Consider the following 20,195-nt stretch of genomic DNA (forward strand, 5'->3'; position numbering starts at 1 on the left):
TATCAGAGCTTATAGGCTTTGATAAAATATTCCTCTTTTCTCTGGTGTTCATATCGCTTTTTTTTTGATATAATGAAGTTAGGTCTTTGACCACTTTATAGAATAAAATGAAGGAAAGCTGAGACATGTGTCCCAGCTACTTTACTGTGTATGTTAGAAAAATTACAAGAGGAATTAAAAGGGATTGATATTCGTATTGATGAACCTTTGAAAAAATATACTTATACCAAGGTTGGAGGGCCAGCTGATTTTTTGGCTTTTCCTAGAAATCGCTATGAGCTTGTGCGTATTGTTGATTTTGCCAATCGCTATGGGATTGATTGGCTTGTCCTTGGCAATGCTAGTAATCTCATCGTTCGTGATGGAGGTATTCGCGGTTTTGTTATCATGTTTGATAAGCTCAATGCAATTACGGTCAATGGTTATGTGATTGAAGCAGAGGCTGGAGCTAATCTCATCGAGACCACGCGCGTTGCGCGTTTTCATAGTTTGACTGGTTTTGAGTTTGCCTGTGGTATTCCAGGTAGTGTCGGCGGAGCTGTGTATATGAATGCTGGTGCTTACGGTGGTGAGATCGCTCATATCTTATTATCAGTACGCGTCTTGACTAGAAACGGTGAGATAAAGACCTTGGACAATCGAGAGATGGCATTTGGCTATCGCCACTCTGTTTTACAAGAGCAAGGTTGTGTTGTTATTTCGGCGAAATTTGCCCTCAAGCCAGGAGATTTTACGCAAATCAGTCAAGAGATGGACAGGCTAAATCATCTACGTGCCCTTAAGCAACCGCTAGAGTATCCGTCGTGTGGTTCGGTATTTAAACGACCCGTGGGCTATTTTGCTGGTAAACTCATTAGTGACGCAGGACTTCGAGGACTTCGTGTGGGTGGTGTCGAAGTCAGTCAAAAGCATGCTGGCTTTATGGTTAATGTCGCTGAGGGTAGTGCCAGAGATTATGAAGACTTGATTCAGCAGGTGATTGCTAAGGTTAAGGATGATTCTGGTGTTACCTTAGAGCCTGAAGTAAGAATTATTGGAGAAAGAGTGGACCATTAGCGTCCTGTGGAGGTTTTATGACAAGTGACTAATCCGATTATTTCCTTTAAACATGTGTCTAAGACATTTGATGATAATCTAACCCCTGTCTTAAAAGATATCAATTTTGATTTAGAAGAAGGGAAATTTTACACACTTTTGGGAGCATCTGGGAGTGGGAAATCTACTATTTTGAGTATTATCGCAGGGCTCTTAGAGCCGACGTCTGGCGATATTTATCTTGATGGTAAGCGTCTTAATGACATTCCTATCAATAAACGTGATGTGCATACAGTTTTTCAAAATTACGCCTTGTTTCCCCATATGAGTGTCTTTGAAAATGTCGCTTTTCCGCTAAAATTACGAAAAGTTGACAAAAAAGAGATTAAGAAGCGTGTCCTTGAGGCTCTTAAAATGGTGCGTTTGGAAGGTTATGAGAAACGAGCCATTCATAAGCTATCAGGCGGTCAACGCCAACGTGTGGCTATTGCACGTGCCATTATCAATCAACCTAAGGTAGTGCTTTTAGATGAACCCTTGTCAGCGCTTGACTTGAAGTTGCGCACTGAAATGCAGTATGAGCTTAGAGAATTGCAACAACGCTTGGGGATTACCTTTGTCTTTGTGACGCATGATCAAGAGGAAGCGCTAGCTATGAGTGATTGGATTTTTGTCATGAATGAAGGCGAAATCGTACAATCAGGAACACCCGTGGATATTTACGATGAGCCTATCAATCACTTTGTTGCCACCTTTATTGGTGAGTCAAATATCATCGAAGGTAAGATGATAGAGGATTATTTGGTCGAATTTAACGGCAAACGCTTTGAGGCAGTTGATGGTGGGATGCGTCCAAATGAGTCTGTCGAGATAGTCATTCGTCCTGAGGATCTTCAAATTACCCTGCCAGAAGAAGGGAAATTACAAGTGAGTGTTGATACCCAGCTCTTTAGAGGGGTCCACTATGAGATTATCGCTTATGATGATTTGGGAAATGAGTGGATGATACACTCGACACGAAAAGCGATTGAAGGAGAGGTTATCGGACTAGACTTTACGCCAGAAGATCTTCATATTATGCGTCTCAATGAAACAGAAGAAGAGTTTGATGCTCGTATCGAGGAATATGTGGATGTTGATGAGCCAGAAGACGGTCTGATCAACGCTATTGAGGAGGAACGTCATGAAGAAAATACCTAGTTTTTTCTCACTTCCTTATATTTTGTGGCTCTTTTTGTTTGTATTAGCCCCTGTAGCTTTGATTGTTTGGACCTCTTTTTTTGATATTGAAGGGCATGTGACTTTAGCCAATTACAAGACTTTTTTTAGCTCATGGACTTATCTTTTGATGAGTTTTAATTCAGTCCTTTATGCAGGGCTAATTAGCCTAGTGACGCTAGTAATTAGCTACCCAGCAGCTTATTTCTTAACGAAGCTTAAGCATAAGCAGCTGCTTTTGATGTTGATTATTTTGCCGACTTGGATAAATCTCCTCTTAAAAGCCTACGCTTTTATGGGGATTTTTGGGCATCAAGGTGGTGTTAACGCCTTTTTGAGCTTTATTGGTATAGGGGCAAAGCAGCTTTTATTTACGGACTTTGCTTTTGTGTTTGTAGCTAGCTATATTGAATTGCCTTTTATGTTGCTGCCGATTTTCAATGCGCTTGATGAGATTGACAATAATCTCATCAATGCCAGCTACGACTTAGGGGCAAATGGTTGGCAAACCTTTCGTCAGGTCATCTTTCCGTTGTCTCTTAATGGCGTGCGAGCAGGGGTGCAGTCCGTCTTTATCCCAAGTCTTAGTCTTTTTATGTTGACCAGATTGATTGGGGGAAATCGTGTCATTACACTAGGAACGGCTATTGAGCAACATTTCTTGACGACGCAAAATCGTGGCATGGGATCAACCATAGGAGTCATCCTTATTTTAGCTATGATTGTTGTAATGTGGTTAACAAAGGAGAGACGCCAATGAAAAAACTTGCTAATCTTTATTTAGCTCTTGTTTTTGTCGTTCTTTATGTTCCTATTGTTTATTTGATTGTCTATTCTTTCAATAGCGGTGGTGATATGAATGGCTTTACAGGAGTTACCTTTAAGCATTATCAAGAACTATTTGCAGATAGTCGTTTGATGCTTATCTTGCTACAAACCTTTTTGTTGTCATTTTTAAGCGCTTTGTTAGCCACTATTATTGGGACTTTTGGGGCTATTTGGATTTATCAAGTCAAAAAAAGACGTCAGCAGAGTCTTCTGTCTCTCAACAATATCCTCATGGTTGCGCCTGATGTCATGATTGGTGCTAGTTTTCTACTCTTATTTACAGCTTTAGGCTTTCAGTTGAGTTTTGTATCTGTCTTATTAAGTCACATTGCCTTTTCGATCCCTATTGTGGTTTTGATGGTTTTACCTCGCCTTAAGGAAATGAATGATGACATGATCAATGCAGCCTATGACCTTGGCGCAAGTACTTGGCAGATGTTACAAGAGGTGATGTTGCCTTATTTAACCCCTGCGGTTATTTCAGGATTTTTCATGGCCTTTACCTATTCACTTGATGATTTTGCAGTTACCTTTTTTGTACAAGGAAATGGTTTTTCAACGCTTTCCGTTGAGATTTACTCTAGGGCACGCCGAGGTATCTCACTAGAAATCAATGCCTTATCGACTATCGTCTTTCTCTTTAGTATTTTATTAGTAGTTGGTTATTACTACATTGTCAGAGAAAAGGAGGACAAGCATGCGTAGATTATATGCCTTTATTCTTGGGATTGTAGCTATTATTCTTGTTCTTGTCCTTGCAACGAGTATCATGCAACAGCAAACGAGTACGACCAAGCAAGCCGATAAATTAGTTATCTACAACTGGGGGGATTACTTGGACCCTGATTTATTAAGCCGTTTTACCAAAGAGACAGGTATTGAGGTACAGTATGAGACTTTTGATTCAAATGAGGCCATGTACACCAAGATCAAGCAGGGTGGAACGACCTATGATATTGCAGTGCCTAGTGATTACATGATTGATAAGATGATCAAAGAAAATCTCCTTGTCAAACTCGATAAAAAGCGTATCACAGGTTTATCCCATATCAGCGATGAGTTTTTAGGAAAAACCTTTGATTCTAACAATGACTATTCCATTCCTTATTTTTGGGGTACAGTAGGTATTGTTTATAATCGCAAAATGGTTACAGATAAGCCTGAGCATTGGCGTGACTTGTGGCAAAAAGATTACACTAATAATATTCTCTTGGTTGACGGTGCGCGTGAAGTTATGGGAGTTGGGCTTAACAGTTTAGGTTATAGCGTCAATACCAAAAATATGGAAGAACTTAATCAAGCACTAGTGCGTTTGCAAGAATTGACTCCTAATATCAAGGCTATCGTCGGTGATGAGATGAAGGGTTATATGATTCAAGAAGATGCTGCCATAGGTGTTACTTTTTCAGGTGAAGCCCGTGAAATGTTAGAGGCAAATGAAGATTTGGTTTATGTTGTCCCAAGCGAAGGGTCTAACTTGTGGTTTGACAACTTGGTCATTCCAAAGACAGTAAAGCACCAAAAAGAAGCTTATGCCTTTATCAACTTTATGCTTGATCCTAAAAATGCTGCGCAAAATGCACAATATATCGGTTATGCTACACCTAATAAAGATGCTAAAGCCTTGCTACCAGATAGCATCCAAAATGACCCTGCCTTTTATCCTGATCATGATGTTATCAATCATCTGGAAGTCTATGATAATCTAGGGCTAAAATGGCTAGGTATCTACAATGACCTCTATCTACAGTTTAAGATGTATCGTAAGTAAAAGAACTCATAACCTTGAGTTCTTTTTTTGAAGCATAGAAAGCTGAAAAATAACTTAATTTTTGCTGAAATAATTCTAAAAGTAGTGTATAATAAAACAGTAGACAGACGTCACGTTTAAAAAAGATATAGATATAACGAGGAGGCATTTGTGAAAAAGAAACATTTATTGTTATCGAGTATCTTATTATCGACACTTTTAGCAACAGGTGTCGCAGCAGAAGAAGTTGAAAATACTTCTCTTAATGAGCTCAATTTGGAGACGACGAGTCAGGAGCTCTCTTATGATGATGTCCCAGAAGCTGTTGAGCTTGTATCAGAAGATAGCGAAGTAGTAGAAACTCCAGCAGATGTGGTATCTGAAGAGATGGATAATGCTGATGATATTGTCAGTGAGTTGGTTTCTGAGGATGCGCCAGAAGCAGTGGTTGATCGTGCTGACGATACACTCGAAGGAAATGCTGATGAAGCACTAGAAGAAGGTGATGTGGTAGATGATGAGGAAGAAGTTGCTGAAGAGAGTGATACACTGACCATCATTCACACAAATGACATTCATGGGCGTATTCTTGAAGAATCAAGTGTTATTGGGACTGCTAAGTTGGCTCAGGCGGTTGAAGAGAGTCGTCAAGAAACACCAACTTTCGTCTTTGATTCTGGAGATGCCTTCCAAGGACTTCCTATCAGTAATAGCAGCCAAGGTGAAGATATGGCGGCTATCATGAATGCGATTGGTTACGATGCTATGGCGGTTGGTAATCACGAGTTTGATTTTGGACTTAATCAACTCAAAAAATTACGTGAGTTATTGACTTTCCCACTACTTAGCGCCAATACTTATGTTAATGGTGCTCGTTTATTTGACGCTTCTGCTATCATTGATAAGACAGAAGATATTGAAGGCGATGAAGTTGTAGTTATTGGTGTCACTACACCTGAGACGGCAACTAAAACACACCCAAGAAATGTGGAGGGTGTTAGCTTTAGTGACCCTATTTCAGAAGTGGAAGGGGTTATTGCTGAGATTGAGGCACGTGCAAAGGCACAAGGAAAGACATATAACAATTATGTTATTTTAGCTCACCTTGGTGTGGATACAACAACACCGCTAGAGTGGCAAGGTTCAAGTCTTGCACAAGCTCTCTCTAAGAATGCTTTGCTAGCGGATAAGCAGGTCATTATTTTGGATGGGCATTCGCATACGGCCAAGACAGATACTTATGGACATGTCATCTATAACCAAACAGGTAGCTACCTCAATAATATTGGTTATGTAACGCTAAATAGTCAAGAGGTGCTAGCAGGTCTTCTTACAGCTAAAGAAGCTAAACAGTTGGAGGAAGATTCAGAAGTTGCAGCACTTGTAAAGGCGATCAAAGATAAGTATATCGCTGAAAATGCAGTCGTTGTACTTGATAATAGTCCTGTGGAACTTAATGGTCAACGTGAGAATGTCCGCGTTCGTGAGACTAATCTTGGAAATATCGTTACCGATGCGCTTTATGATTATGGTCAAACAGGCTTTTCACATCGTACAGATTTAGCTGTGACTAACGGTGGTGGTCTGCGCGAAACTATTCAAAAAGGAAAAGCTGTTACCAAAGGAGATATCATTGCTGTTTTACCATTTGGAAATATCATCTCTCAAATCCAAGTGACAGGTCAGCAGATTAAAGATATGTTCATCAAATCGCTCGGTTCTATCAATCAGGTAGATGAGACAGGAGCTCTTGTTCTTGATGACAATGGACAACCTCTTCTTGAGCCAAGCGGTGGTTTCTTACAAGTATCAGGCGCTAAAGTTTATTACGATACGACACTTTCTGGTGCTGATCGTATCTTGGCAATTGAGATTTTAGATCATGAAACAAATACTTATAAAGCGCTAGATTTAGCGAAAAACTACTATTTGGCTACAAATGATTTCTTGGCAGCGGGTGGTGATGGCTATACGATGTTAGGTGGGACACGTGAAGAAGGACCATCTATGGATGTTGTATTTGCTAATTTCTTGGCGAAAGCTGATTTAAGCCAGTATGCTATTATCAACCCTAATACGCGTACCATTTCTATCTCATCAAGTGGCTTTGCTGCTATGAGTCAAGAAGATAGCTTAGTTGAGGATAAGACTGAGGATCTTCAAGTTAAGCCTAATGAAGATAGTAAAGTCAATGGTGATAAAACGCCATTGAAACAAGCTAAAAGGCCTCTAGAAAAAGCACCAGCCAATCTTGCGGCTAATGTGACCTACCGTTTAGAAGCCTTTAGTGCAGCACCAATTGGAGACAATAGCACTATGCTAACGCGCTATGCAGGGCAATATTTGCCATTTACAGATGGTGAAGTGCTCACTCTACCATTGACTACAAGTCGTAGTTCTGTTGTTGCGATGGCTCTGGGATTGATCCTTTTGATTGGTGGTCTTATCGGTGTACGCAAACGCTCGTAAACGACCTAATAGTATGAAAAAGGTGTTTAACTAATAATGCATTTTGCTATATAAAAATAAGCTGCTTAGCAGCTTATTTTTTTGGCTTTTGATGACTCAAATTGAGTCCAAAGGGGACGAGATTTTCCTGTTTTTGTCGGATACGTGAGAGGTTATCGCGATGACGTATAATAATAATTGAAGCAATAGCAAGGGTAATTAGTGTAAAGAGAGGATCGTAGCTGTCCAAGATAAAATGATAAGCAGGAAAGATCAGAACGGCTAAAATACCTGCGATAGCTGCTGTGACACTGGCTAGTGAAATCATGCTATAGAGATAGAGGACTATGAAAAAAATACTGAGCAAAAAAAGCAATAACAGCGGAGAATAACCAAGTAAGACCCCTGCGCTAGTAGCGACTGCCTTTCCTCCTTTAAAGCGAGCAAAAAGGGGGAAAGTGTGCCCTAAGATAGCAAAAAAACCAAAGAGTAAAGGATTTAACCCAATACCAAAACACATGGGAAGAACCGTGGCGATAGTCCCTTTTAGGGCATCGATGATAAAGGTTGTGATACCTGCTTTAGCCCCTAAAATGCGAAACGTGTTAGTCGTGCCAGTGTTACCACTACCGTGTTCACGTAGATTAGTATGATAAAAAAGTTGCCCAATCCATAAGCCAGATGGAATAGAACCTAGCAGATAGGCGATGAGAATAAAAACTAAAACTTTCATAAGTCTAGTATATCATAAAAGCAAAGAGAAGGTAGATTTTTAGAAAAATGTCATTGATTTGACAAATTATATCAGGACTAGGCTTAGAGATAGCGATTGCAAAATAAAGTCAAACTTGATAAAATAAGGGTATTAAAAACGTATGGATAGTTAACATCATGTTATCAGAAAAAGGAGGAGGCGAGTATGGAAGATTGGGAGAAAAAAGCTTACTTAGACAAGGCTCAAAAAGAGCAAGAAAAGCAAACCAAGCTATATCAACAATCATTAGATAATCAACGGTATCAACAAGACCAGCTACGTCGAGATAATGAGCGCTATCAAGAAGAGCAGCGCCTAGAACGCTATGAAAAAGAGATGCGTGATAAAATAGATAAGCTCAAGTTAGAGCTGGCTAAGGCACAAGATCCTGTGGAGCAGCTGAATATTCAAGAATTACTAGAAGAAGCTAAACAAGAGCAAGCGCAGTATTTTGAGGAAAAAGCTGAGCGTGAGAGGCTTGCTAGAGAGGCTGAAAAAGAGCGCAGAGCAGCGATGCTTATCGCTCAAAAAGAAGAGGAAGAGCGCTTAGCTGCAGAGCAAAAAGAAGCGAAAGTAAAGCGTATTTGGCGTATCTTTTGGGGTGTTTTGTTGTCACTATTGACAGCAGTTCTTCTTTTTCTGGTATGGGGATTCTTTCTCTCATCCGATGATAAAAGAGAAGAGGCTACAAGTCAGTTTGCCTCATCAAGCACGTCTAAAAGTACAACTAAGACCTCATCAAGTAGCTCTTCAAGTAGTTCTAAGTCTAGCTCGACTCACTCATCTAGCCAAAGCGACACTGCGGTAAGTAGTGAGATTCAAGAAGTTCCTGTTTATTATGCGGTGCGTGTTAAGATTAAAGATTTGCATATTAGGAGTAATCCTTATGTTCGAGATGAAACCTCTCCTTATATCACACCTGGTGTTTATACCATTGTAGGTACTGTATCAGCAGATGGCTATACTTGGGGACGTTTAGCGAGTGGTGAGGGATGGATTGCGCTAGAATATACAGAGCCTGCTGACGCAAGTACATCTAGCGACGTTAATACAAAGGATTTGACGGTAGATCAGGTTAAAAATTGGGTCACTCATGCTATTGATGCTCAAGGCTATAGTGTGGATGATATTAGTAATATTACAGTAAAGACAGGTAGTGATAGGTTGGTTTATGCGACGGTGACTATGGCATCTGATAGTGGTAGTCGTCAAATAGAGTATCGTATCTCGTCAAGAGGCTACTTGGAACAAAAATTTTCCGATACGTGGTATGTTCAATCCAGAGAATACGAAGAATAAAAACAGCATTGCTGTTTTTATTTTGGTTGATTTTGTAAAGGATTTGCAAAAAAGCTTAAAAACTTGTAAGATAGAACAGATGACGATTCTGGAGGAAACTATGTCCAAAACAGATATTACAATAGAAAATTATGGCGATGAGGCCATTCAGGTATTAGAAGGGCTTTCTGCGGTGCGTAAGCGCCCAGGGATGTATATCGGCTCAACAGATAGCCTAGGACTTCATCATTTGGTCTGGGAAATCGTGGACAATGCCGTTGATGAGGCTTTGTCTGGTTTTGGTAATCAGATTGATGTCACTATTCACAAAGATGGTAGTCTTAGTGTAAGTGACCAAGGTCGTGGTATGCCAACAGGTATGCATGCTATGGGGATTCCAACGGTTGAGGTGATTTTCACAGTGCTTCATGCAGGTGGAAAGTTTGGTCAAGGTGGCTACAAGACATCAGGTGGTTTACATGGTGTAGGGTCATCAGTGGTCAATGCTCTCTCGAGTTGGTTGGAAGTGACTATCACAAGGGACGGACAGGTTTACCGTCAACGCTTTGAAAATGGTGGTGAGCCAGTCACAAGCTTGGAAAAAATTGCCAAAGCACCTAAGTCACAATCAGGGACAACAGTTACGTTTATGCCTGATAGTCGTATTTTTTCAACGACCAATTTTAAGTTAAACACAATTGCTGAGCGTCTGAAAGAGTCTGCTTTCTTGCTAAAGGAAGTAACGATGACTTTGACAGATGAGCGAGAAGAAAAGCCTGAAACCCTTCGTTTTCACTATGAAAATGGTGTTCAAGATTTTGTAGAATACCTCAATGAAGATAAAGAAAAATTAACACCAGTCGTGGCCTTTTCAGGTCAAGAGCAGGGCTTTTTTGTCGATGTAGCTCTGCAATATAATGACGGTTTTTCAGACAATATCCTCTCTTTTGTCAATAATGTGCGTACCAAAGATGGCGGCACGCATGAGACAGGCTTAAAAACGGCGATTACTAAGGCGATGAATGACTATGCTAGAAAGACAGGTCTGCTAAAAGAGAAGGATAAAAACCTAGAAGGTTCTGACTATCGTGAAGGGTTGTCTGCTGTCTTGTCTCTCTTAGTGCCAGAGGAGTATCTCCAGTTTGAAGGGCAAACCAAAGATAAGCTAGGTAGCCCTTTAGCGCGTCCTGTTGTTGAGAGCTTGGTGTCAGAGCAGTTGACCTTTTATTTGATGGAAAATGGTGAAATAGCGACACGTCTGATTCGTAAGGCTATCAAAGCCAGAGATGCTAGAGAAGCTGCCAGAAAGGCGCGTGATGATTCACGCAATGGGAAAAAATCTAAAAAAGATAAGGGACTTTTGTCTGGGAAATTGACCCCAGCACAGTCTAAAAACCCACAAAAAAATGAACTTTATCTGGTCGAGGGTGATTCTGCGGGTGGTTCAGCCAAGCAAGGACGAGATCGAAAATTCCAAGCTATTTTGCCTTTACGTGGTAAGGTGCTTAATACCGCCAAAGCTAAGATGGAAGATATCCTTAAAAATGAGGAAATCAATACCATGATCTACACCATTGGTGCAGGGGTTGGAGCGGATTTTAAGGTTGAGGATGCCAATTATGATAAGGTGATTATCATGACCGATGCCGATACAGATGGTGCGCATATTCAGACCTTGCTTCTAACCTTCTTTTACCGTTATATGAGACCACTTGTTGAGGCGGGGCATGTCTATATCGCTCTACCACCTCTTTATAAAATGTCTAAGGGTAAAGGTAAAAAGGAAGAAGTGGCTTACGCTTGGACAGATGGTGAGCTAGAGGACCTTAGAAAACAATTTGGACGTGGTGCTAATCTGCAGCGCTACAAGGGGCTTGGTGAGATGAATGCCGATCAACTGTGGGAGACGACTATGAACCCAGAGACGAGAACCCTGATTAAGGTTACCATAGACGATTTGGCACGCGCAGAGCGCCGAGTCAATACCCTTATGGGAGATAAGGTCGAACCTCGCCGCAAGTGGATTGAGGACAATGTCACCTTTACCTTAGAAGAAAATACAGTGTTTTGATGAGGACGTATGAAAAAGAGAACAAGTAGGAAATCCTATGCGCTAGCTAGACAGCGCCAAATGCAATTAAGAGCTGACGATAAAAGCGTAGTAATGCCAGCTAAGTCTAGTACGGTAGTCGCTACAGAAGTTTCAGCTAATCAGAGAACCAAGTGGTCAAAAGTCAAATCGACTATTCCTCTTGTGTTATCACTTGTCGCAGTGAGCTTGTCAGGAGCTAGCCTTTATCTCACACAAGCTAAGACAGAGGTAGTGGATGAGGCGCATTTTACCCTTGTCCAAAATCTTTGGCAGGACAAGCCTAGCTATACACTCTACAATGAGTCGCAAACGCCTTTGGCTATTTTGCCACAGACTCGCTATGCGATGTACGTTCCTGCGACTTTAGAGATGACCTCAAAAGAGGGATTTAAGCAGTCGCAGTTGATTTTACTCCCTGTAGATGAGGATACGGTTCTTTCTCAGACAAGTACGGGCCAGACCATGGATGCCCTTGAGACATCAGTGTTACCTAAGTCTTTTTATGCCAAGATGACATCAGGACAGTTGCGTCATAAAGCATATGGAACTAAGGGAAAAGATGAGATGACCTTTGAGCTTAAGGTCTATCCTTTTTTAGCGATTGAGACAGAGCTGAGCTATGCTTACAGAGATAAGCCAGAGCATATGCTACATGAGACTTTTATTGCAACACCTTGGAGCAAAGTTGCGCTCACCAAAGCTCGAGCGCGCGATTTAGCTGATTATAAGCAAAATATGCTACATTTTTCTGATAATGAGCTACGCTTATCAGCAACGAGCAATATCTATGATCTAGCCTTTAAACAATTAACCAAACAGTTTGATAAATGGCTGCCTAATATGACTCAAAAAGCAAAGAGCTTAGAGGATCAAGAGCGTTTTTATGCCTTGATGGGGATTAAGTGGGATACACGGATTGATCCGACAAAGGAGAGTTTCTTGACTAAGGTATCTGATCTTGAGAACTTCAACAATCTAGGTAGAGAACTCTCAGATAAGCTGATTCCTGCCTATAATCCTCTATACCCTAAAGATTAGTCTGATAGTGAGGATTTTTTTAGGACAGTTATCAAGCCAGTAGCAAAAAGAAGGGATATTATGTCTAACATTCAAAAGATGTCCCTAGAGGACATTATGGGAGAGCGCTTTGGACGCTACTCTAAATATATTATTCAAGAGCGTGCGCTTCCTGATATTCGTGATGGGCTAAAGCCTGTCCAACGTCGTATTCTCTATTCGATGAATAAAGATGGCAATACCCATGATAAGGGATTTCGAAAGTCAGCCAAGTCGGTCGGCAATATCATGGGGAATTTCCATCCGCATGGGGATTCTTCTATTTATGATGCTATGGTGCGGATGAGTCAGGATTGGAAAAACCGTGAAATACTGGTGGAGATGCACGGCAATAACGGCTCTATGGATGGTGATCCGCCAGCAGCTATGCGTTATACCGAGGCTCGTTTGTCTGAAATAGCAGGCTATCTGCTTTCTGATATTGACAAAGGAACGGTGCCATTTGCTTGGAATTTTGATGATACGGAAAAAGAGCCTACGGTCTTGCCTGCTGCTTTTCCTAATCTTTTGGTCAACGGGGCAACAGGTATCTCAGCAGGTTATGCGACCGATATTCCACCGCACAATCTAGCTGAGGTGATCGATGCGGTTATCTATATGATTGATCACCCTAAGGCAAAACTTGATAAGTTGATGCAATTCTTACCTGGTCCTGATTTTCCGACAGGGGCTATTATCCAAGGGCGTGATGAAATCAAAAAAGCCTATGAAACAGGCAAGGGGCGCGTGGTTGTACGCTCTAAAACCAGCATTGAAAAACTAAAAGGTGGCAAAGAACAAATCGTAGTCACCGAATTGCCGTATGAGGTCAATAAAGCTATCTTAGTCAAGAAAATGGATGAGATTCGCTTTAATAACAAGGTACCTGGGATAGCTGATGTGCGTGATGAATCAGACCGAGATGGGTTGCGTGTGGTCATCGAGTTGAAAAAAGACGCTAATTGTCAAGCTGTTCTCAATTATCTGTTGAAGTACACAGATTTACAGGTCAACTATAATTTCAACATGGTGGCTATTGACAATGCAACGCCACGTCAAGTGGGTCTTTTGACGATTTTAGCGAGTTATATCAAACACCGTAAGACCATTATTATTGAGCGCTCTAAGTATGATAAGCAAAAAGCCGAGAGACGTCTGCATATCGTTGAAGGTTTGATACGTGTTATCTCTATTTTAGATGAGGTGATTGCTCTTATCCGCTCTAGTGATAATAAAGCTGACGCTAAGGAAAATCTTAAAGTAAGCTATGATTTTTCAGAAGAGCAAGCAGAAGCGATTGTCACCTTACAGTTGTATCGTTTGACGAACACAGATATTGTCACTTTGGAAGAAGAAGAGGCGACACTTAAAGATAACATCGCTATTTTAAACGCTATTATCGCTGATGATAAAACCATGTACAATGTCATGAAAAAAGAACTACGTGACGTTAAAAAACGCTTTATGAGTCCCCGTCTCAGTGAGCTTCAGGACCAAGCACAAACGATAGAAATTGATAGTGCGAGCTTGATTGTTGAAGAAGATACGTATGTCAGCGTAACACGTAGCGGCTATATCAAACGTACGAGTCCCCGCTCTTTTTCAGCTTCTAGTGTAGAAGAGCTAGGTAAGCGTGACGATGATGAGCTGCTTTTAGTGCAGGCAGCAAAGACCACACAACACTTGTATGTGTTTACCAATTTGGGTAATGTCATCTACCGTCCTATTTATGAATTAGCAGATATTAGATGGAAGGATATTGGCGAGCATTTGTCGCAAAGCATTACGACCTTTGGGGCAAATGAAGAGATTATCCGTGCAGATATTGTAGATGATGTTGATGAGACGACTTACCTCACAGTGACACGTCAAGGTCAGATAAAGCGATTTGCTCAAAAGGATATCAAACCTTGGCGTACCTACAAGTCAAAAGCTAGTAAATACGCCAAGTTAAAAGATGACTTTGACCGTGTTCTCATGATAATGCCAGTACGTGACGAAGATGTGATGCTGATGAGTGAAAAAGGCTATGCGCTACGATTTTCAAGTCAGGAAGTGCCTATTGTAGGTAATCGTGCGGCTGGGGTTAAGGCAATCAATCTTAAGGATGGGGATATTCTTGCGGCGGCCTTTTTGGTGATTAGTGATAGTTGTTATGTGTTGACGCAGCGTGGTAGTCTCAAGCGTATGTCTGTGGATGTGATTGCACAGACCAGCCGAGCCAAGCGAGGTGTTTTGGTTCTTCGAGAGCTAAAAGCCAATCCTCATCGTATTGTCAGCGCAGGTTGTGTGAGACAGACACAAGACTCCCTTGACCTCTTTTCTGAGGAGGTCGATCATCAAACTGAAGAATTAGAGATTGTATCAAAAGCTGGTAAGCGTTATCGTGTAGTACTAGCTGATTTGAGCTTGTCTGAGCGTACGAGCAATGGCTCCTTTATTTCGGATACGATCTCTGATGAGGAAGTCCTACAAGCAAGATTAGTGATGAGGTAGCTATGCACCACAAGACAGTAATAGATTTTAAGGAATTAGGAAAACGTCTGATCTTTACCAATCCTTTAACAGAGCTGAGAGCTAGCCAGTTAAGTGAAGTAAAGCCACTTATTGAGCAGGTGGAGGCTTATCAGAAAAAAGGGTATTATGTTGTTGGTTATATAAGCTATGAGGCATCTCCTGCTTTTGAACCATATGCTAAGGTGAATAGTGAGCGCTTGACATCAGAAGAGCTCGCTTACTTCACGGTTCACAATCAAGTAGAGATGTGTGATTTTCCTTTGACCTATGAGGATGTGGAGCTACCAAAAGTTTGGCAAGAATCTGTTAGTGAGAAGGCTTATCAAGAAGCTATTGAACAGATTCATCATCATATCCGTCAAGGCGATACTTATCAGGTTAATTATACGATGCAGTTGAGTGCTCCTTTAGACCTTGATAGTTTTGCCGTTTATAACCGTTTGGTTGTTGAGCAGGGAGCGTCATACAATGCCTATATTGCTCATGACGGCTTTGCCGTTGTCTCAGTGAGTCCAGAGCTCTTTTTTGACAAAAAGGGTCAGCTCTTAAAAACGCGACCGATGAAGGGGACGACCAGTCGTGGCCTGTCTTTGGCAGATGATCAAGAAAAAGCTACTTGGTTAGCTCAGGATAGTAAAAATCGTTCTGAAAATCTGATGATTGTGGATCTTTTACGCAATGACATGGGGCGTATTTCAGAGACAGATAGTGTAAAAGTAAGCAAGCTTTGTCAGCTAGAAGCTTATAGCACAGTGTGGCAGATGACCTCAACAATTGAAAGCCGTCTATCACCTGAGACATCTCTAAGTGATATCATGACAGCTCTGTTTCCGTGCGGTTCGATTACAGGTGCCCCGAAAATAGAGACGATGGCTATTATTGAGTGCTTAGAAAAAAAGCCCAGAGGCGTTTATTGTGGGACAGTGGGAATTTGTCTGCCAAATGGAGATATGCTGTTTAATGTAGCGATTAGAACACTGCAGATAGCTTCTGGTTCTGCTTTTTATGGCGTTGGCGGCGGTATTACTTGGGATAGCCAATGGCAGAGTGAGTATGAGGAGACTAAACAAAAAAGTGCGATTTTACACCGCAAAAAAAATCTTTTTGACCTTGTAACGACAGGGAAAGTGACTCATAGAGAGCTTGATTTTAAAGACCAACATCTCAAGCGTCTTGAAGAAGCAGCGACTTACTTTTCTTATCCATTTGATAAAGAAGCTTGTTGTATTAGGTTAGAGCAGACTTTAGATGGATTAGAGTTAGATGAAACTTATCGATGTCGTCTATCCTTATCAAAATCAGGAGAGCTAGATATTAGCTTAGATAAGCTGGATGATTTAGCAGAGTCTATGTTGAGTGCTGTGGTAGTTGAGCGTGAGTTGGAGGAAACTCCGCACCTTTATTTTAAGACGACTCATCGACCGCATATTCCTAAAGCTCCTTATGAGCAGCTCTTTGTCACAAAGGATGGCGATTTAGCGGAGACTTCAATAGCTAATCTCATTCTTGATATTGATGGGCAATGGTACACGCCACCAGTGTCAGTAGGTCTTTTAGCAGGAATTTACCGTCAGCATTTACTAGATAACGGAAAAGTTATTGAAAAACGCTTAACACTAGACGATTTAGAGCGAGCGAGAGCTGTTTATGCCTGCAACAGTGTCAGAGGTCTCTACCCTTTGCGTATTTAAAAAAGATAGGATTTCTCCTATCTTTTTTGTTAGTTTTCTCGCCATGGACGTTGGTAGCTATACCAGCGGTTTGCCGCATGATTGGCTAAGCGAGACCAAGGATAGACCTCTTTTCCTTCTTTTAGGAGCATATCCTCAAGATAATCACGTAGCTGCCAAACATAGCTAGGATTTGGTGATGTCATCTCTAAGATATCATCTAATAAATCTAAGGGAATGTGGCTCTCTTTTGCGACTCTATCCTTAGAATAGTTAAGACGCCTTAGATTTTCTTGCAGTTCAAAAGCAGTGTTTTCTTTTTCTTGATGTGTTAACATAGCCATCCTCCTTTAGTTTTAGTTATCATAACCTAGTCAGGCAATCTTGTCAATAAAAAACTATCTGAAAATTCAGAAGAGCTTGCAAATTATTTGAAAAAGTGTACAATAAGAATAAGAAAACGGAGAGGAAGAGATTATGACAGTAGAACTTGATTGGGAAAACCTAGGCTTTACTTACCGTAAATTACCTTATCGCTATATTGCACATTATAAGGACGGTGCGTGGGATAAAGGACGTTTGAGCGAGGATGCGGAGCTCCATCTATCAGAGAGCTCCCCTGCCCTTCACTACGGGCAACAAGCATTTGAAGGCTTGAAGGCTTATCGGACGAAAGAGGGGAGCATCCAATTGTTTCGCCCAGATCAAAATGCTGAGCGTCTTCAACGTACAGCTGATCGCCTTTTAATGCCACAAGTACCAACAGAGATGTTTATTGATGCCGTCAAGCAAGTCGTTAGAGCCAATGCCGATTATGTCCCTCCTTATGGTAGTGGAGCCAGTCTTTATTTACGTCCGCTTTTGATTGGGGTGGGTGATATTATTGGTGTTCAGCCAGCCAAAGAGTATATTTTTACGATTTTTGCAATGCCAGTCGGCAATTACTTTAAAGGTGGTTTGGCACCGACGAATTTTATTGTCTCAGAGACCTATGATAGAGCAGCTCCTCACGGAACTGGTGCAGCTAAGGTTGGTGGCAACTATGCTGCTAGTTTGCTTCCAGGGAAGTATGCGCATGATCATCAGTTTTCAGATGTCATTTATTTAGACCCAGCAACACACACTAAGATTGAGGAGGTAGGCTCTGCTAATTTCTTTGGTATCACCAAGGATAATGAGTTTATTACACCACTTAGTCCGTCTATTTTACCGTCTATCACTAAGTATTCCCTCTTACATCTTGCCAAAGAACGCTTTGGGATGACAGCTATTGAAGGAGACGTTAGGATTGATGAACTAGATCAATTTTCAGAAGCAGGTGCTTGTGGAACAGCGGCTGTTATCTCCCCTATTGGTGGTATCCAGTACCGTGATACGTTTCATGTCTTTTACAGCGAGACAGAGGTAGGTCCTGTGACACGTCGATTGTATGATGAGTTGACAGGGATTCAGTTTGGAGATATAGAAGCTCCAAAAGGATGGATTTATAAAGTTGATTAAAGATGAGCTTGCTCTTGCAAGCTCTCTATTTTTTGTGTAAAATAGTAGGAAAATCCTAAGGAGATAAGCATGGCAAAAAAAGACAAAAAAATTGAGATTCAACTAACAGATGCACTGGTCGATGTAAATGGTAATCAAGTTGAAGGTAGCCAACTCATTATTGGCAAACGTGTTGTAGGCGATATTGTGGAGTTAGACAGCAAGTTTGCTGTGATTAAAGACGCTCAAGTAGATACATTTTATAAGACACTTGATCAAGCTATGGCAGCTATTATCGAAGACTACAATCTTCACCATTGAGTTTAAGAAGGTGTTATAAGGCAGAAAGCATAGCACTTTTTGTCTTTTAGCGCTTATCATCAAAAATAACAAAGATATTAGTGAAAAAAGCTTGCCAGATAAGAAAAACTATGCTAGAATAGTATTTGTTTTTGGAAGGGTAGCGAAGTGGCTAAACGCGGCGGACTGTAAATCCGCTCCTTCGGGTTCGGGGGTTCGAATCCCTCCCCTTCCATATTATCAAGAGGGGCGTTTTGCCCCATCTTGTGTTTATAAAAAGTTTATTTTGGGGTATAGCCAAGCGGTAAGGCAAGGGACTTTGACTCCCTCATGCGTTGGTTCGAATCCAGCTACCCCAGTCAAAGGTATCAGACATGTGTATGTTTGACACCGTAAAAGCGATAGTCATGTCCTTGCGGGTTACCTTGAAAAATATAGTGTTATCAAAAGCTAGTCTTGCTAGCTTTTGTTGGAGGATTTTTTAGAATGAATGAATTTGAAGATTTGCTAAACAGTGTTAACGACGTTAACCCAGGTGATGTTGTTACTGCAGAGGTTTTAACAGTTGATAATAACCAAGCAAATGTTGTTATTGAAGGAACTGGTGTTGAAGGTGTTTTGACACTTCGTGAATTGACTAACGAACGTGAAGCTGATATTAACGATTTTGTTAAAGCAGGTGATACTGTTGAAGTGCTTGTTCTTCGTCAAGTCGTAGGTAAAGATACTGATACTGTAACTTTCCTTGTCTCTAAAAAACGTTTGGAAGCTCGCAAAGCATGGGATAAACTTGTTGGTCGTGAAGGTGAAGTCGTTACTGTTAAGGGGACTCGCGCTGTCAAAGGTGGACTTTCTGTTGAATTTGAAGGACTTCGTGGATTTATCCCAGCTTCAATGATTGATACACGTTTTGTCCGCAATACAGAAAAATTTGTAGGTCAAGAATTTGATGCTAAAATCAAAGAAATTGATCCATCAGAAAGCCGTTTCATCTTGTCACGTCGTGATGTTGTAGAAGCTGCTGCTGAAGAAGCACGTAAAGAAGTCTTTTCTAAACTTGAAGTAGGTTCAGTTGTAACTGGAACAGTTGCTCGTTTGACAAGCTTTGGTGCTTTTGTTGACCTTGGTGGTGTTGATGGGCTTGTTCACGTGACTGAATTATCACATGAGCGTAACGTTTCACCAAAATCAGTAGTATCTGTTGGTGAAGAAATTGAAGTAAAAGTGCTTGCTATTGATGAAGAAGCAGGACGTGTATCATTATCACTTAAAGCAACTACTCCTGGACCATGGGATGGCGTTGAGCAAAAACTTGCTGCAGGTGATGTTATCGAAGGTAAAGTAAAACGTTTGACTGACTTTGGTGCCTTTGTTGAAGTCTTGCCAGGTATTGATGGTCTTGTACACATCTCACAAATTTCACACAAACGTGTTGAAAATCCAAAAGATGTTCTTTCAGTAGGTCAAGATGTTACTGTTAAAGTTCTTGAAGTGAATGCTGCTGATGAGCGTGTATCACTTTCTATCAAAGCGCTTGAAGAACGTCCAGCACAAGCTGAAGAAAACAACTCTGAAAAACGTCAATCACGCCCACGTCGTCCACGTCGTCAAGAAAAACGTGATTACGAATTGCCAGAAACACAAAGTGGTTTCTCAATGGCTGATTTGTTTGGTGATATTGAGTTATAATAAGTTAAAAGATTTGTCTAACGACAAATCTTTTTTTACGGATACAGCTTTAGTATCTGGACAAGTTTATTACAAGAGAAA

The 20,195-nt window shown here is 41.0% G+C and carries 16 protein-coding genes and 2 tRNA genes; 16 read left to right on the forward strand and 2 right to left on the reverse strand.

All coding sequences use genetic code 11. The annotated features are described in order from the left end of the window. Positions 1 to 150: 150 nt before the first annotated feature. The 6 genes from murB to nt5e all read left to right on the forward strand — a co-directional run bounded on the left by murB (position 151) and on the right by nt5e (position 7,300). The gene (gene murB / locus ACLN19_RS04055) at positions 151 to 1,056 is read left to right on the forward strand and encodes a UDP-N-acetylmuramate dehydrogenase (protein WP_413383554.1); all 906 of its coding nucleotides are present in this window, start codon (positions 151 to 153) and stop codon (positions 1,054 to 1,056) included. 24 nt (positions 1,057 to 1,080) lie between these two features. Beyond that, entirely contained in the window at positions 1,081 to 2,235 is a 1,155-nt protein-coding gene (locus tag ACLN19_RS04060; RefSeq protein ID WP_413383556.1) for an ABC transporter ATP-binding protein, read from the forward strand. After that, positions 2,219 to 3,013, forward strand: coding sequence for an ABC transporter permease (locus ACLN19_RS04065; RefSeq protein ID WP_413383558.1), 795 nt, complete (start codon positions 2,219 to 2,221; stop codon positions 3,011 to 3,013). The genes ACLN19_RS04060 and ACLN19_RS04065 overlap by 17 nt, the downstream gene beginning before the upstream one ends. Then, positions 3,010 to 3,786 (forward strand): ABC transporter permease, encoded by a 777-nt coding sequence (locus ACLN19_RS04070; RefSeq protein WP_413383560.1) that lies wholly within the window; start codon positions 3,010 to 3,012, stop codon positions 3,784 to 3,786. The genes ACLN19_RS04065 and ACLN19_RS04070 overlap by 4 nt, the downstream gene beginning before the upstream one ends. Beyond that, a complete protein-coding gene (locus tag ACLN19_RS04075) occupies positions 3,779 to 4,852 on the forward strand; it encodes an ABC transporter substrate-binding protein (protein ID WP_413383563.1) in 1,074 nt (357 codons plus the stop codon). The genes ACLN19_RS04070 and ACLN19_RS04075 overlap by 8 nt, the downstream gene beginning before the upstream one ends. Positions 4,853 to 5,002: 150 nt before the next feature. Next, the gene (nt5e, locus tag ACLN19_RS04080; RefSeq protein ID WP_413383565.1) at positions 5,003 to 7,300 is read left to right on the forward strand and encodes a cell surface ecto-5'-nucleotidase Nt5e; all 2,298 of its coding nucleotides are present in this window, start codon (positions 5,003 to 5,005) and stop codon (positions 7,298 to 7,300) included. Between the two features lie 73 nt (positions 7,301 to 7,373). On the opposite strand, the gene plsY is transcribed toward nt5e, so the two are convergent. Continuing rightward, positions 7,374 to 8,012, reverse strand: a complete 639-nt coding sequence (gene plsY, locus ACLN19_RS04085) for a glycerol-3-phosphate 1-O-acyltransferase PlsY (protein WP_413383567.1) — start codon at positions 8,010 to 8,012, stop codon at positions 7,374 to 7,376. Between the two features lie 186 nt (positions 8,013 to 8,198). On the opposite strand from plsY, the gene ACLN19_RS04090 reads away from it, so the two are divergent. The 5 genes from ACLN19_RS04090 to pabB all read left to right on the forward strand — a co-directional run bounded on the left by ACLN19_RS04090 (position 8,199) and on the right by pabB (position 16,667). Next, positions 8,199 to 9,332 carry a hypothetical protein gene (locus tag ACLN19_RS04090; protein WP_413383569.1) on the forward strand — a complete coding sequence of 378 codons (1,134 nt, stop codon included), beginning with the start codon at positions 8,199 to 8,201 and terminating at the stop codon, positions 9,330 to 9,332. Between the two features lie 100 nt (positions 9,333 to 9,432). Continuing rightward, positions 9,433 to 11,382, forward strand: coding sequence for a DNA topoisomerase IV subunit B (gene parE / locus ACLN19_RS04095; RefSeq protein WP_413383571.1), 1,950 nt, complete (start codon positions 9,433 to 9,435; stop codon positions 11,380 to 11,382). 9 nt (positions 11,383 to 11,391) lie between these two features. Then, positions 11,392 to 12,441: a hypothetical protein gene (locus ACLN19_RS04100; protein ID WP_413383573.1), complete on the forward strand. Its 1,050-nt coding sequence runs from the start codon at positions 11,392 to 11,394 to the stop codon at positions 12,439 to 12,441. A gap of 60 nt (positions 12,442 to 12,501) precedes the next feature. Then, positions 12,502 to 14,955, forward strand: a complete 2,454-nt coding sequence (gene parC, locus ACLN19_RS04105) for a DNA topoisomerase IV subunit A (protein ID WP_413383576.1) — start codon at positions 12,502 to 12,504, stop codon at positions 14,953 to 14,955. A 2-nt stretch (positions 14,956 to 14,957) separates the two neighbouring features. Continuing rightward, on the forward strand, positions 14,958 to 16,667 hold the full coding sequence (pabB, locus tag ACLN19_RS04110; RefSeq protein ID WP_413383579.1) for an aminodeoxychorismate synthase component I: 1,710 nt from the start codon (positions 14,958 to 14,960) through the stop codon (positions 16,665 to 16,667). 29 nt (positions 16,668 to 16,696) lie between these two features. Here the strand turns inward: pabB and ACLN19_RS04115 are convergent, their stop codons facing one another. Beyond that, the gene (locus tag ACLN19_RS04115) at positions 16,697 to 16,984 is read right to left on the reverse strand and encodes a DUF2316 family protein (RefSeq protein ID WP_413383581.1); all 288 of its coding nucleotides are present in this window, start codon (positions 16,982 to 16,984) and stop codon (positions 16,697 to 16,699) included. A 139-nt stretch (positions 16,985 to 17,123) separates the two neighbouring features. Here ACLN19_RS04115 and ACLN19_RS04120 point away from each other — a divergent pair, with 139 nt between their 5' ends. The 5 genes from ACLN19_RS04120 to rpsA all read left to right on the forward strand — a co-directional run bounded on the left by ACLN19_RS04120 (position 17,124) and on the right by rpsA (position 20,114). Continuing rightward, positions 17,124 to 18,146, forward strand: a complete 1,023-nt coding sequence (locus tag ACLN19_RS04120; RefSeq protein WP_413383583.1) for a branched-chain amino acid aminotransferase — start codon at positions 17,124 to 17,126, stop codon at positions 18,144 to 18,146. 69 nt (positions 18,147 to 18,215) lie between these two features. Continuing rightward, positions 18,216 to 18,446, forward strand: coding sequence for a DUF2969 domain-containing protein (locus ACLN19_RS04125; protein ID WP_413383585.1), 231 nt, complete (start codon positions 18,216 to 18,218; stop codon positions 18,444 to 18,446). Between the two features lie 133 nt (positions 18,447 to 18,579). After that, a tRNA-Tyr gene (locus ACLN19_RS04130) sits at positions 18,580 to 18,660 on the forward strand. Between the two features lie 52 nt (positions 18,661 to 18,712). Continuing rightward, positions 18,713 to 18,784, forward strand: a tRNA-Gln gene (locus tag ACLN19_RS04135). Between the two features lie 127 nt (positions 18,785 to 18,911). Next, the gene (gene rpsA / locus ACLN19_RS04140) at positions 18,912 to 20,114 is read left to right on the forward strand and encodes a 30S ribosomal protein S1 (protein WP_413383587.1); all 1,203 of its coding nucleotides are present in this window, start codon (positions 18,912 to 18,914) and stop codon (positions 20,112 to 20,114) included. Positions 20,115 to 20,195: the final 81 nt, after the last annotated feature.

This window comes from Streptococcus lishijunsis, assembly GCF_047290665.1.
Lineage (GTDB): Bacteria > Bacillota > Bacilli > Lactobacillales > Streptococcaceae > Streptococcus.

Coding starts and splice junctions, on each gene's coding strand:
- ACLN19_RS04075 (WP_413383563.1), top strand. CDS start 3,779: ATGCGTAGATTATATGCCTTTATTCTTGGGATTGTAGCTATTATTCTT.
- plsY (WP_413383567.1), bottom strand. CDS start 8,012: ATGAAAGTTTTAGTTTTTATTCTCATCGCCTATCTGCTAGGTTCTATT.
- parC (WP_413383576.1), top strand. CDS start 12,502: ATGTCTAACATTCAAAAGATGTCCCTAGAGGACATTATGGGAGAGCGC.
- murB (WP_413383554.1), top strand. CDS start 151: ATGTTAGAAAAATTACAAGAGGAATTAAAAGGGATTGATATTCGTATT.
- ACLN19_RS04100 (WP_413383573.1), top strand. CDS start 11,392: ATGAAAAAGAGAACAAGTAGGAAATCCTATGCGCTAGCTAGACAGCGC.
- pabB (WP_413383579.1), top strand. CDS start 14,958: ATGCACCACAAGACAGTAATAGATTTTAAGGAATTAGGAAAACGTCTG.
- parE (WP_413383571.1), top strand. CDS start 9,433: ATGTCCAAAACAGATATTACAATAGAAAATTATGGCGATGAGGCCATT.
- ACLN19_RS04090 (WP_413383569.1), top strand. CDS start 8,199: ATGGAAGATTGGGAGAAAAAAGCTTACTTAGACAAGGCTCAAAAAGAG.
- ACLN19_RS04115 (WP_413383581.1), bottom strand. CDS start 16,984: ATGTTAACACATCAAGAAAAAGAAAACACTGCTTTTGAACTGCAAGAA.
- rpsA (WP_413383587.1), top strand. CDS start 18,912: ATGAATGAATTTGAAGATTTGCTAAACAGTGTTAACGACGTTAACCCA.
- ACLN19_RS04065 (WP_413383558.1), top strand. CDS start 2,219: ATGAAGAAAATACCTAGTTTTTTCTCACTTCCTTATATTTTGTGGCTC.
- ACLN19_RS04125 (WP_413383585.1), top strand. CDS start 18,216: ATGGCAAAAAAAGACAAAAAAATTGAGATTCAACTAACAGATGCACTG.
- ACLN19_RS04070 (WP_413383560.1), top strand. CDS start 3,010: ATGAAAAAACTTGCTAATCTTTATTTAGCTCTTGTTTTTGTCGTTCTT.
- ACLN19_RS04120 (WP_413383583.1), top strand. CDS start 17,124: ATGACAGTAGAACTTGATTGGGAAAACCTAGGCTTTACTTACCGTAAA.